19 protein-coding genes are annotated in these 11,010 nt (G+C 35.9%); all 19 read left to right on the forward strand.

What is annotated here, in order from left to right:
• Window positions 1-47 precede the first annotated feature (47 nt).
• Complete coding sequence (locus E7276_RS08840) at window positions 48-1,538, forward strand: radical SAM protein (protein WP_294216455.1); 1,491 nt, start codon at window positions 48-50, stop codon at window positions 1,536-1,538.
• Window positions 1,539-1,684: 146 nt separating this feature from the next.
• The gene (locus E7276_RS08845) at window positions 1,685-1,930 is read left to right on the forward strand and encodes a hypothetical protein (RefSeq protein ID WP_294216457.1); all 246 of its coding nucleotides are present in this window, start codon (window positions 1,685-1,687) and stop codon (window positions 1,928-1,930) included.
• A gap of 56 nt (window positions 1,931-1,986) precedes the next feature.
• Window positions 1,987-2,445, forward strand: a complete 459-nt coding sequence (locus E7276_RS08850) for an HD domain-containing protein (RefSeq protein WP_294216459.1) — start codon at window positions 1,987-1,989, stop codon at window positions 2,443-2,445.
• 23 nt (window positions 2,446-2,468) lie between these two features.
• On the forward strand, window positions 2,469-2,882 hold the full coding sequence (locus E7276_RS08855; protein WP_294216462.1) for an EamA family transporter: 414 nt from the start codon (window positions 2,469-2,471) through the stop codon (window positions 2,880-2,882).
• A gap of 103 nt (window positions 2,883-2,985) precedes the next feature.
• Window positions 2,986-3,465, forward strand: coding sequence for a GNAT family N-acetyltransferase (locus E7276_RS08860; protein WP_294216466.1), 480 nt, complete (start codon window positions 2,986-2,988; stop codon window positions 3,463-3,465).
• A complete protein-coding gene (locus E7276_RS08865) occupies window positions 3,462-3,641 on the forward strand; it encodes a hypothetical protein (protein WP_294216468.1) in 180 nt (59 codons plus the stop codon). Before E7276_RS08860 ends, E7276_RS08865 begins: the two co-directional genes overlap by 4 nt.
• Window positions 3,642-3,677: 36 nt before the next feature.
• Entirely contained in the window at window positions 3,678-4,058 is a 381-nt protein-coding gene (locus E7276_RS08870) for a DUF4186 domain-containing protein (protein ID WP_294216471.1), read from the forward strand.
• Between the two features lie 224 nt (window positions 4,059-4,282).
• A complete protein-coding gene (locus tag E7276_RS08875; RefSeq protein ID WP_294216473.1) occupies window positions 4,283-4,762 on the forward strand; it encodes a YbaK/EbsC family protein in 480 nt (159 codons plus the stop codon).
• Between the two features lie 54 nt (window positions 4,763-4,816).
• Window positions 4,817-4,996, forward strand: coding sequence for a hypothetical protein (locus E7276_RS08880; RefSeq protein ID WP_294216476.1), 180 nt, complete (start codon window positions 4,817-4,819; stop codon window positions 4,994-4,996).
• A gap of 63 nt (window positions 4,997-5,059) precedes the next feature.
• Window positions 5,060-6,445 carry an AmmeMemoRadiSam system protein A gene (gene amrA / locus E7276_RS08885; protein WP_294216479.1) on the forward strand — a complete coding sequence of 462 codons (1,386 nt, stop codon included), beginning with the start codon at window positions 5,060-5,062 and terminating at the stop codon, window positions 6,443-6,445.
• 195 nt (window positions 6,446-6,640) lie between these two features.
• Window positions 6,641-6,892, forward strand: coding sequence for a heavy-metal-associated domain-containing protein (locus E7276_RS08890; protein ID WP_294216482.1), 252 nt, complete (start codon window positions 6,641-6,643; stop codon window positions 6,890-6,892).
• A 20-nt stretch (window positions 6,893-6,912) separates the two neighbouring features.
• Window positions 6,913-7,593, forward strand: coding sequence for a DUF6796 family protein (locus E7276_RS08895; RefSeq protein ID WP_294216484.1), 681 nt, complete (start codon window positions 6,913-6,915; stop codon window positions 7,591-7,593).
• A 142-nt stretch (window positions 7,594-7,735) separates the two neighbouring features.
• Window positions 7,736-8,422: a class I SAM-dependent methyltransferase gene (locus E7276_RS08900; protein ID WP_294216487.1), complete on the forward strand. Its 687-nt coding sequence runs from the start codon at window positions 7,736-7,738 to the stop codon at window positions 8,420-8,422.
• Window positions 8,423-8,736: 314 nt separating this feature from the next.
• Window positions 8,737-9,072 (forward strand): hypothetical protein, encoded by a 336-nt coding sequence (locus tag E7276_RS08905; protein WP_294216488.1) that lies wholly within the window; start codon window positions 8,737-8,739, stop codon window positions 9,070-9,072.
• Between the two features lie 157 nt (window positions 9,073-9,229).
• Window positions 9,230-9,484 carry a prevent-host-death protein gene (locus E7276_RS08910; protein ID WP_294216493.1) on the forward strand — a complete coding sequence of 85 codons (255 nt, stop codon included), beginning with the start codon at window positions 9,230-9,232 and terminating at the stop codon, window positions 9,482-9,484.
• A gap of 6 nt (window positions 9,485-9,490) precedes the next feature.
• Window positions 9,491-9,802 (forward strand): type II toxin-antitoxin system RelE/ParE family toxin, encoded by a 312-nt coding sequence (locus E7276_RS08915; protein WP_294216496.1) that lies wholly within the window; start codon window positions 9,491-9,493, stop codon window positions 9,800-9,802.
• Between the two features lie 57 nt (window positions 9,803-9,859).
• Window positions 9,860-10,138 (forward strand): type II toxin-antitoxin system RelE/ParE family toxin, encoded by a 279-nt coding sequence (locus tag E7276_RS08920; RefSeq protein WP_294216497.1) that lies wholly within the window; start codon window positions 9,860-9,862, stop codon window positions 10,136-10,138.
• A gap of 16 nt (window positions 10,139-10,154) precedes the next feature.
• Complete coding sequence (locus E7276_RS08925; protein ID WP_294216499.1) at window positions 10,155-10,451, forward strand: HigA family addiction module antitoxin; 297 nt, start codon at window positions 10,155-10,157, stop codon at window positions 10,449-10,451.
• 121 nt (window positions 10,452-10,572) lie between these two features.
• Window positions 10,573-11,010: site-specific integrase (locus E7276_RS08930; RefSeq protein WP_294216502.1), on the forward strand; the 438-nt coding region annotated here is incomplete at its 3' end.

The following is an 11,010-nucleotide window of genomic DNA, read 5'->3' on the forward strand; positions in this document are numbered from 1 at the left end:
TACAACTGTAACAGCATGCTTTATATTTGTAAAGGGGGAAAATATGAATGAATACAATCGAAAAGGCATCACATTCTGTACAAAGAAAGGTCTATAGTAAGCTTATAAATGATTTCCTTAATCATCTTGATAAATCAGATGAAAGGACAAAGATCTACCTTAAGCTGGTAGATGCTGCGAAAATTTTTTGGGGAGCTGAAAACACTGACTCAAAGTCTCTAGAATCCGTAAAAGCTGCCATTATGAATCCTAACAACCGTTGGATTAAATTTATAAATAGAGTTGTGGATGAAACCAATCCCAACGTAACCAGGATGACAATGCTTAATCTTGGATATGAAGCTTTTTTCCGTGGAACAAAAATGATAAGAAAAAACAGGGAAAAATATCAGTGTAATGTTCCTTGGCTAATCCTATTTGATCCCACAACTGCATGTAATATGCACTGTGCAGGCTGTTGGTCAGGCACATATGGCGCCAAGCACAATCTTTCTTTTGAAGATATGGATAAGATTGTGACCCAAGGCAAAGAGCTTGGAATATATTTGTACATGATGACGGGTGGTGAGCCACTTGTTAGGAAAAAAGATATATTAAAGCTTGCTAAAAAGCATAATGATGTGCAGTTTGGTATATACAGCAACTCAACACTTATAGATGATGAACTGTGTAGAGAAATTGTAAAACTTGGAAATATAACCTTTATGCTTTCCATAGAAGGAACACCTGAAACCAACGATGCCAGAAGAGGCGATGGACATTATGAAGCAGTTATGAAGGCAATGGATTTGCTTAAGCAATATGGAATTCTTTTTGGTACATCTATATGTTATACAAGAGAAAATATAGAGGCTGTAACAAATCCAGACTTCATACGTTTCATTTCAGAGAAAGGAGCAAGATTTGGATTTTTCTTCCATTATATGCCTGTTGGAAATAATGCAGTTCCAGAACTTATGCCAACTGTAGAACAGAGAAAGAAAATGATAGAACGCATAAGGTGGATGAGATCTGATAAGTGTGATATAGAGTTCTTCCCTATGGATTTCCAGAATGATGGAGAGGCTGTTGGTGGCTGTATAGCTGGAGGTAGGAACTACTTCCACATAAATTCCAGCGGCGACGCAGAACCATGTGTATTTATACACTTTTCTAATACAAACATCCATGATAACTCCATTCTTGAGATGCTTCAGAGCCCACTGTTCATGGAATATCATAAAGGTCAGCCTTTTAATGACAATCATTTAAGACCTTGTCCAATGCTTGAAAATCCAGACATTCTGAGAAAGATGGTAGAGCAGAGTGGCGCGCACGGAACTAATGAAGAGTCTGAAGAAAGTGCTGAACATCTTTGTGCAAAATGCGATAAATATGCAAAAGAATGGGGAATGGTAGCCGATGAAATATGGAGAAGTCAGCCGCATAATAAGAAACCATATGAGAATTATGCAAAAGAAAACAGAACTGATACCAGGATATTGAGCCAAACAACATATGGCTCTTTTGAGAATGCTTGCGACGCCCCTGCACAATAGCCTTCTTGGACGTAGTTGGAAGGAATCTGAGAATCAGTAGAAGTCCTATGGATTTTGCAAATTAAATTGCGAAAGTCATAGGACTTTTGTTATAATTACAGATTTCATTCCCAGTTGGTAAGGTAAATCGCCTACAGCTTTATCCGATGAGTTTTAAGGAATTCATAATTGCAAATGATAGAGCAGACTTGATTGATACTTTTAAAGAGTGGCCAACAGATCGTGAAATACCTAAGTTATATACGACTCCAATGGAGGAATTGCTGTATCAACCAAAGAAAGGATTAAAGCTGTCTAGGAAAAATATTGCTGAGAATTTTTGCGAGGCAACCGCAACATTTAATATTCCTCTGTATTTAGAATGGAATATTGATAGTTACATCAAGGCTTGACAACCAAATAAAATTGGTGGTATGAAGTAATAATATAATCTAGGGGAGGATAGCAAATGAGCAGATTAAAAACACTTCGTGAATACGTAGATAAAGAACTAAATCTTTTGGAAGAAGAGAAACGCACCAGTGCTACAGCACATCTTTACGGTGTATCTCTTGCAGCCACAATTCTAGCAAAGAAGCGTGGGCTAAATGAAGAACTTGCAGCAATGGCAGCAATGCTTCACGATATGCATGCATATAAGAGTGGCTCATATGATGATCATGCACATTTAGGCGCTGATTTAGCTAGAAAGATTCTTGATGAATTAGCTATAACTTCTGTAGAAGAAACAGATACCATTTGCTCTGCAATATATCATCATGATGACAAACTAGTAATAGATTCGCCTATGGATGAACTACTAAAAGATGCTGATGTAATCGATCATTGCTTTAAAGATTCCTCTAAGCCTATCAAGGAAAAAGAGCAGAAGAGATATGAAAATCTTTGTAAAGAATTAGGTTTGTAGAAACGATATTGGGGAGGTCTAACATGTGGTTTGTATTTGCTTTATTATCAGCTATATTCGCAGCTCTAACTTCAATCTTAGCTAAGATTGGTATTGAAGGTGTAAACTCAAACCTTGCAACAGCTATTCGTACTGTCGTTGTGGTTGCTATGGCCTGGATAATGGTGTTTATCACAAATACTCAAAGTGGCGTATTTGCTATAAGCAAAAAGAGCTGGATTTTCTTAATATTATCAGGCTTGGCTACTGGTGCATCCTGGTTATGCTACTACAAGGCTTTGCAGATTGGTGATGCATCTAAAGTTGTTCCGATTGATAAGCTAAGTGTTGTTATCACTCTAGTTTTAGCTTTTGTATTTTTACATGAAGACTTTACTATAAAATCACTTGCAGGATGCGCACTAATTGGTGCTGGAACCTTATTGTTGGTACTTTAAGGATATTATCGCAGACAGTACCTGCAGCTGCTTGGTACAACAGATATTATGAAATCACAAAAGAGCAATATGATTCAAGACGCACATAAAAGTGAGGTTATTCATGCATCACAGAATAATTGAACCGAAAGATGATTTAATTCTAGCGGACATAATAAGAACTAATTTAAAAGCCAATAACCTAGATATACCAGGGACAGTATACTTTGATGATAACCTAAATCACCTCAGTGATTATTATCTTGCTTCTCCTAGAAGAACCTATTTTATTGCCCTTGATGACGCCGATAATATCATCGGTGGGATAGGATTAGCAGAGCTTGATTTTATGGATGGTACTGCTGAGCTTCAAAAGCTATATCTAACTGATGCTGCTAAAGGTCAGGGACTTTCCTATAAACTCATGGAATTAGTTGAAAAGGCTGCTGTAGATAGAGGTTATAAACAAATATACCTAGAAACTCATACAAATTTGATGACTGCTATTCATGTATATGAGAAATGTGGCTATAAGCTAATCGAAAAACCTAACGAAGTCGTACACAGCTCAATGAATAGATTTTATCTTAAGGAATTAACATGAAGACAATAAAACACATTTTTGATGGTGACTTTGGTTGTGAAGAACCAACTAATAATAAGCCTACAGTATCCGTTACTCTCATAGATGAAAACGGAACCGAATCATACGTAACGGTAGAAGATGAGTGGCTTACTGCTAATAATCTTAATATAGGTGATGCTTGGCCAAATGATTAAGTAAATGATTGGGGTTGGAAAGGAAGTAATTCTTAAATGACAAGAGAAGAGTGGTTTGCTCAGCTGTTTACACGGCTGGGCAATTCTAAATTTAGGACAAGTTTTCATCTAAAGCAAAAAGATATAGACTATATAGAAGAAAAAGGACTTGATACCATTCGTGAACATGCTGCAGATTTTATAGCCAAAAGAGAGGCTCCTGCAGTAATTCCAAATGATGGTAAACAGACTCCAACCAAAGGACATCCTGTATTCATAGCTCAACATGCAACAGCTACTTGCTGTAGAGAATGTATTAGGAAATGGCACAAAATACAACCAGGAAAAGAGCTAAGCCAAATTCAACAGGAATATTTGGTAGATGTAATCATGACTTGGATAGAGAAGGAACTAGAAGCTCATGGGAAGAAGAATTAAAAAATATTCGAAGCAATAGAAGGGAGACTAACTAAGGAAAAATTTGAAAAATAGGAGACAAGCATGGAAACTTGGTATTAGAAGAAGGCAGTAAACTAAAATATGAGTTGATGCAGTACTTTTTAATTTAAGGATAACTAGAATTGATAACTACTTATAAATTATGGTTATATCACTTTTTGGAAATGGTAATCTATAATTACAATTAATTGGAGGACGTAGTCATGATTAATGAGAAGGTTAAAAACTATCTTGAAGAAAACTCTCTTGGAGATAGACTTACAATTCACACTGAAACAATTGATACAGTAGAACATGCAGCCCAACAAATTGGATGTTCCGAACCAGAGATTGCTAAGACACTTTCTTTTGTAGTAGATGAAAAGCCAGTTATTGTAGTTATGGCCGGTGATGGTAAGGTAAACAGTTCAAAATTTAAATCTTATTTCCATACAAAGCCTCATATGATTCCACGCGATCAAGTAAAGGAAATCACAGGTTTTCAGCCTGGTGGAGTTTGTCCATTTGCGGTACCCGAAGACATTCCAATCTGGTTAGATATCTCAATAAAAAGATTCGAGTACGTACATCCAGCAGGTGGAAATGAATTTACATCCGTAAAAATTACGCCTGATGAACTTGAATGCGTAGCTAGTGCCAAAGGCTGGGTAGACATTTGTAAGGGGTGGAATGACGAAGAATAATTCTTTTATTAAATATAATAATTATTAGTATGAAGCATATTTAAGAGGTGTTTTATGGCAAAATGTAACCTTTGTTTCAGACATTGCAACATTTCTGAAGGAAGCTTTGGCTTTTGTGAAGTAAGGACGTGTAAGAATGGCTCAGTCATCCCTGATAATTATGGGAAGCTAACATCTATTGCTTTAGATCCAATAGTAAAGAAGCAACACCTGTTGATACTATATATCATCTAAAAACTATCGCAGAAAAGCATTTGACATACGTTTATACAGGAAACTGTTAAGGGGGAAACGACTATGGCAATAGAAGCTGCATTTATGGTTCCACATCCACCACTAATTGTCCCAGCTGTTGGAAGAGGTGGTGAAAAACAAATTCAAAAAACAACTGATGCTTATGAAAGAGTAGCCGATGAAATAGCAAAGATTGCACCTGAAACTATTATTATCACAAGCCCACATAGCATCATGTATTCTGATTATTTTCATATTTCTCCAGGTAATGGTGCGAAAGGTTCATTCGCTAGATTTAATGCACCAGAGGTTTCTTTTGACGAAGAGTATGATGAGAAGTTAGTGGAAGCAATTAATGATATTGCTTATGAAGAAAACTTCCCTGCTGGAACTTTAGGTGAACGAGACCCAGAGCTTGATCATGGCACAATGGTTCCCCTATGGTTTATAAGAAATAAATATAAGGGTGGCAAAATAGTTAGAATCGGTCTATCTGGACTTGGCTTACTTGATCATTATCGCTTCGGGCAAATGATTCAAAAAGCGGTAGCTGATACAAATAGAAGAGTAGTCTTCGTGGCCAGTGGCGATTTATCTCACAAATTACAAGACTATGGACCTTATGGTTTTTCAAAAGAAGGGCCAGTTTATGATGAACGAATCATGGATGTGGCAAAACGTGCTGCCTTTGATGAAATGTTTGATTTCAAAGAAGATTTCTGTGAAAAGGCTGCTGAATGTGGACATCGTTCATTTGTTATTATGGCAGGTGCATTAGATGGAAAAGAGATTAAAGCTGAAGTCTATTCTCACCAAGATGTTACTGGAGTAGGTTATGGTATTGCATCCTTTTATCCTATAGGTGAAAACGATGAGCGCCATTTTAGAGAGCGCTATATAGCAAAGCTAAAAGAATCCATAAGTGAAACAAATCATTCCTCTGATGCATATGTCAACTTAGCATGGCAGTCATTAGAAAGCTATATTTTAAACAACAAGGTGCTTGAACTTCCAAAGGATTTACCGAGTGAATTAATAGAAAAACAGGCTGGTGCCTTTGTATCCATTCATAAATCAGGTCGCTTAAGAGGCTGTATTGGAACCATCCTTCCTACTACAAGCTGTGTAGCAGAAGAAATAATTCAAAATGCTATCAGTGCATCAACAAGAGATTCTAGGTTTAATCCTATAAGTCCAGAGGAAATACCTGACTTAGAAATAAATGTAGATGTACTTAGTGATCCAGAGCCTATAGATTCACCCGAATATTTAGACGTTAAAAAATATGGCGTAATAGTGAGTAGCGGACATAAAAGAGGATTACTTCTTCCAGATTTAGATGGAGTAACTTCTGTAGCACAACAAATATCTATTGCAAGGCAAAAGGGTGGTATATCTGAAAATGAGCCAATCAGTCTGCAAAGATTTGAAGTAATCAGACACATATAATTTAGATAAATAATCTTTTCATTTTTGGTTAGACATAACTAACTTTTGGCGATATAATAAATATAGAGATAGAAGAGGAGGTGTTTACTATGACACTTATTCAGATTCTTTCGATTATATTTATTGTTGGAGCTTTAATTTGGCAGCAATATTATTTACGTAAACGTAGACATTAAAGAAATTGAGGAGATACCAATGACAAAAACAATATTGAAAATTGATGGAATGATGTGCGGTATGTGTGAAGCCCATGTAAACGATGCAATCAGAAAGATCATTCCAAATGCTCAGAAAGTAAAAAGTTCTCACACTAAGGGCGAAAGCTCATTTGTCACAGAACAAACACCTGACGAGAAAAAACTCATAGCTGCTATTGGAGAAACGGGCTACACAGTACAATCAATAAGTTCAGAGCCATATAAAAAGAAATTCTTGGGATTGTTCTAAAACTATCTGGGGATATTAGTATGAATAACCTTACATCACGCCAGAAGATTATGTTTGGCGTATATTCGATGATTTTAGCTATGATAGGTGATTATCTGCTGGGTTACAAAACAATTGGTACATCCAGCTCACCTGAAGCATATATGGGAATCACTTGGAATGTAGTACCTGATTGGAGATATGCAACATCTTCTATATTAGGCTTTATGTGTGCTGCACTATTTGCCGTAGGTGCTGTGGAAGTAATCAGTGTATTAGATAAAAAATACAAACTAGGAAATTCAAAACTATTTAAACTCTTCAAAATATCAAATTGGGCTGGTATTCTCTACTTCGCATTTATTCATATAGGAATATGTATGCTTCCCGTTGTATTCAACGCTGGAATGGAAGTAACTGGAGATGTTCAAATCTCTGTAAATATGGTTTTCAGAGTATTAAAAAGTATTGCGGTACCATTAGCTGTAGGTTTTATAGTATGTGATGTATTCGTAACTATAGCCTGGATTGGAATGATTCTAAAAAAGATGATTCCAGTTAAAATAATTGGAATCATTTGTTGCCCTGTAATTACTGCACTTTTGGGTCAGCTTATGAATTACATTTCTGAAGGAGCCGATTCAGGATTTGAATCATTCGGATGGTTACTTATGTACTTGATTTGTGCGTTTTCTTTAGTTAATAAAGAGGAGAGAGTATGACTTCTTGCTGACAGAAAAATGAAATTGTTAGCAAGAATCCTGCTTTGCAGGACAAGAAAATAGATGAATCTATTTTCTTGGTATTTACGATTTCTGTTTTTCTGATGAAAAACAAAAATCTATAACTATCAGGGAGAAATCTATGGCAGATAGAAAAACAGAAATAAAAAGTGCTTATAAGAGTTTGGGGAAAGCACATAGTTTTTATGATGGGATGATGACCTGTAGCACGTTAATGGGGAGGTTTGTAACAAAGATTGTTTGGAATATGAATCGTGAAGATGCTCTGGAATACCAGTCTAGATCGTTTGAAATGATACCAGCAGATTTTAATGGTAGACTTTTAGAAGTTCCCGTAGGGACTGGGGTCCTTTCAATGCCCATATGGAAAACTCTTCCAAATGCCGATATAACTTGCCTAGATTATTCCGAAGACATGATGGTTTCAGCCTCACAACGAGCTGACGAAATGGGAATAAAAAACATTTCTTTCCTACAAGGTGATGTGGGAGATTTACCTTTTGAAGATAATACATTTGATGCAGTGGTTTCGCTGAATGGATTCCATGCTTTTCCAGATAAAGAAGCTGCTTTTAGGGAAACATATAGAGTCTTAAAACCAGGAGGCATTTTTACCGGTTGTTTTTATGTTGAAGGCTTAAACCTACATACTGATAAGATGATTAATCGATTTTATATAAAAAGTGGGTTCTTCACAAAACCTTTTGACACAATTATCTCTCTAGAACAGAGACTAAATAACTTATACCATGATGTAATCGTATCTAATGTTGAAAGCATTGCTATTTTTCAGTGCAGAAAAGGTTAATACAGTCCTGATGTCATTTGACACATAATATATAAAATAGTGAACATACTGAAGCTCGCATTTGCGGGCTTTTTTGATGTCTTTTTATGTTTTATGTGTCAAATGATAATATTTACCGAGGTTACTGAAAACAGTAACCTTTTTCTATATGCAGATTGTTTTAATATGTATATATGAAACAAAAAAGAGAAATATGGTAATTAAAGCTTTAATTAGGTAGTCAAATCAACTAGAATAAAGACATTAATGCTTTTTCTTGTACTGTGCTTTGTGATCTTCAGATGATGCAGAGTTTTTTGGATGGGGGGATGTTTATGACAGGTGTATTTACAGATATTATCATACGGATTGAAGGGTGGGGATATGTACTGATTCCTGCTTTTTGCATTATTATGATGGTCCTTTTGCGTAAGAGATGGATCTACTCTCTTTGCACGGTTGCAGTGACTGTCTTTTATGCGTGGGTGGAGCTAAAGTTTATAAATTACAGGGCCCAGTTTTCTACTGATGTTGGGGGCATAGCTCTTGCGCAGCTTATTTTCCCTGGGCTGTACATCATTTTGGGACTTGTTTTTTTACTTATAGGTCTCATTGTCCTGACGAAAAAGAAAAATGGAATGCGTGAGGAGGAATATAAGGCGCGCCTTTGAACAAATACAGGGGTCACCATGGAATACTTTTATGTTCCTTAATAATAATGGCATTTATATTAAGCTCTATTTTTCAAAAATAATTCAGACAAGTGCTGCAAATTAACTTGTTAATTTGCAGCGCTTCCTTTATAATAAAATCAAAGGAGGACGAACTATGCCAAATATAAAACCTATATCAGATTTAAGAAACTATACTGACGTCTTGAACGAAGTAGATGTTTCAAGTCGTGTGTATCTCACTCGTAATGGCAGAGGAGAGTACGTTATTTTAAAGATGGATGAGATTGATGAATTAGATAAATATAGAGCTGCATATTCACTCTTTACAAGATTAAAAAAAGCCGAGGAACGCGCAGTAACAGAAGGCTGGGTAGATGAAGCAGATTTAGATAAATTGATTGGAGAGTAATAAATATTGAAGATACAATATTCACCAGAAGCAGTTGATAGGCTAAAAGATATTAAACGAATTTGGGGAATAAATACTTACAAAAATATACGCGAATCTATTAGTGGATTATCTACTGTACCTCAAAAAGGAGCTCTAGTAGAGAATTATATTGAAATACCAAATCCATATAGGTTCCTTCATGTGTCCCAGCATTATGTCTTCTATAGAATTGATGAAAATACATCTGTTGTTAAAATCACAGATATATTTAGTGAGCGTGAGGATTTCTTACATACTATGTTTGGAGTAAGCCTTCAATCTATGCGTATAATTTAAGTTATAAGCATAATCGAAGCTGTTGACACGTGGCACGTTACGGGTTACAATATATACATGATAAAATCATTTGCGCATAAAGGACTCAAAGAGTTTTTTGAATCGGGATCGAAAAAGGGAATACAGCCTGATCATGCTCCAAAGCTTGCCAGAATGCTGGATAGATTGGATGCTAGTATCAGTCCACAAGACATGAACTTACCAGGTTATCGTTTACATCAATTAAAAGGTGATAAACAAGATATGTGGTCCGTTACAGTAAATGGAAATTGGAGAATGACATTTTATTTCGAAGGTCAGGATGCACATCTAGTCGATTATATGGATTATCATTGAAAGGAGGCCAACAATAATGACAAGAAAACCCACCCATCCAGGAAATGTGTTTTTAGAGGATGTTATGAAACCGCTAGATTTATCAATTACAGATGCTGCAAAAATGCTCGGAGTAAGCAGAAAAACACTTTCTGAATTTGTGAATGAAAAGGCTTCATTAAGTCCAGAAATGGCTCTCCGTATAAGTAAAGCTACTAATACATCTGCAGAAAGCTGGCTTAATATGCAACAAAAACTAACTCTTTGGAATGCAAGTCAGCATGAGCCAACAAATGTAATTCCATTTCCCCTACCAAACGTAATGGAAGGATAAATAGTCTTATTGATATCACCCGATGGTTGAAATCAATCTGAGGGGGATATTTTGACAGGCTTCTATCTTTCCGTTAAATAATTGTTTTGCATATTAATAGCATATATTTTATAATATACTCATGAGTAATGAGTATCGAAACGAACAAGACATTAAAAATAACACAAAAATAAATGAACTCTTAAATGAAATGCCAGAGTTCTTAGAGGATTTTCATACCCACTTGGACTCAAGGAATCGTTCTACAAACACAATCCTTGGGTATATGTATGAGATAAATGTATTCCTAAGATTCATGGCTGTAGCTCTAAAAAAAGAAAATGTCACAGATATCCAGGTTACTGATTTGGATAAAATCAGAATGACCCAGATTGAAAGATATATTGCTGAATCTGAGGATGGAATTAAGCTAAGTGAAACTGCTCGCCGCAGAAAGCTTTCAGTGCTCAAAACTATGTATAAGTATTACCTGGCCATTGGTACAATCAAAAATAATCCTACACTTCTAGTGGAAGGTCCAAAGCTTCATGAAAGAGATGTGGTAAAGCTCAGTGATTCA

The sequence above is a fragment of the Pseudobutyrivibrio sp. genome (assembly GCF_015057185.1).
Lineage (GTDB): Bacteria > Bacillota > Clostridia > Lachnospirales > Lachnospiraceae > Pseudobutyrivibrio.

Bases quoted from the DNA above. Each gene is read 5' to 3' on its own strand.
- E7276_RS08840 (WP_294216455.1), top strand. From the start codon at position 48: ATGAATACAATCGAAAAGGCATCACATTCTGTACAAAGAAAGGTCTAT.
- E7276_RS08845 (WP_294216457.1), top strand. From the start codon at position 1,685: ATGAGTTTTAAGGAATTCATAATTGCAAATGATAGAGCAGACTTGATT.
- E7276_RS08850 (WP_294216459.1), top strand. From the start codon at position 1,987: ATGAGCAGATTAAAAACACTTCGTGAATACGTAGATAAAGAACTAAAT.
- E7276_RS08855 (WP_294216462.1), top strand. From the start codon at position 2,469: ATGTGGTTTGTATTTGCTTTATTATCAGCTATATTCGCAGCTCTAACT.
- E7276_RS08860 (WP_294216466.1), top strand. From the start codon at position 2,986: ATGCATCACAGAATAATTGAACCGAAAGATGATTTAATTCTAGCGGAC.
- E7276_RS08865 (WP_294216468.1), top strand. From the start codon at position 3,462: ATGAAGACAATAAAACACATTTTTGATGGTGACTTTGGTTGTGAAGAA.
- E7276_RS08870 (WP_294216471.1), top strand. From the start codon at position 3,678: ATGACAAGAGAAGAGTGGTTTGCTCAGCTGTTTACACGGCTGGGCAAT.
- E7276_RS08875 (WP_294216473.1), top strand. From the start codon at position 4,283: ATGATTAATGAGAAGGTTAAAAACTATCTTGAAGAAAACTCTCTTGGA.
- E7276_RS08880 (WP_294216476.1), top strand. From the start codon at position 4,817: ATGGCAAAATGTAACCTTTGTTTCAGACATTGCAACATTTCTGAAGGA.
- amrA (WP_294216479.1), top strand. From the start codon at position 5,060: ATGGCAATAGAAGCTGCATTTATGGTTCCACATCCACCACTAATTGTC.
- E7276_RS08890 (WP_294216482.1), top strand. From the start codon at position 6,641: ATGACAAAAACAATATTGAAAATTGATGGAATGATGTGCGGTATGTGT.
- E7276_RS08895 (WP_294216484.1), top strand. From the start codon at position 6,913: ATGAATAACCTTACATCACGCCAGAAGATTATGTTTGGCGTATATTCG.
- E7276_RS08900 (WP_294216487.1), top strand. From the start codon at position 7,736: ATGGCAGATAGAAAAACAGAAATAAAAAGTGCTTATAAGAGTTTGGGG.
- E7276_RS08905 (WP_294216488.1), top strand. From the start codon at position 8,737: ATGACAGGTGTATTTACAGATATTATCATACGGATTGAAGGGTGGGGA.
- E7276_RS08910 (WP_294216493.1), top strand. From the start codon at position 9,230: ATGCCAAATATAAAACCTATATCAGATTTAAGAAACTATACTGACGTC.
- E7276_RS08920 (WP_294216497.1), top strand. From the start codon at position 9,860: ATGATAAAATCATTTGCGCATAAAGGACTCAAAGAGTTTTTTGAATCG.
- E7276_RS08925 (WP_294216499.1), top strand. From the start codon at position 10,155: ATGACAAGAAAACCCACCCATCCAGGAAATGTGTTTTTAGAGGATGTT.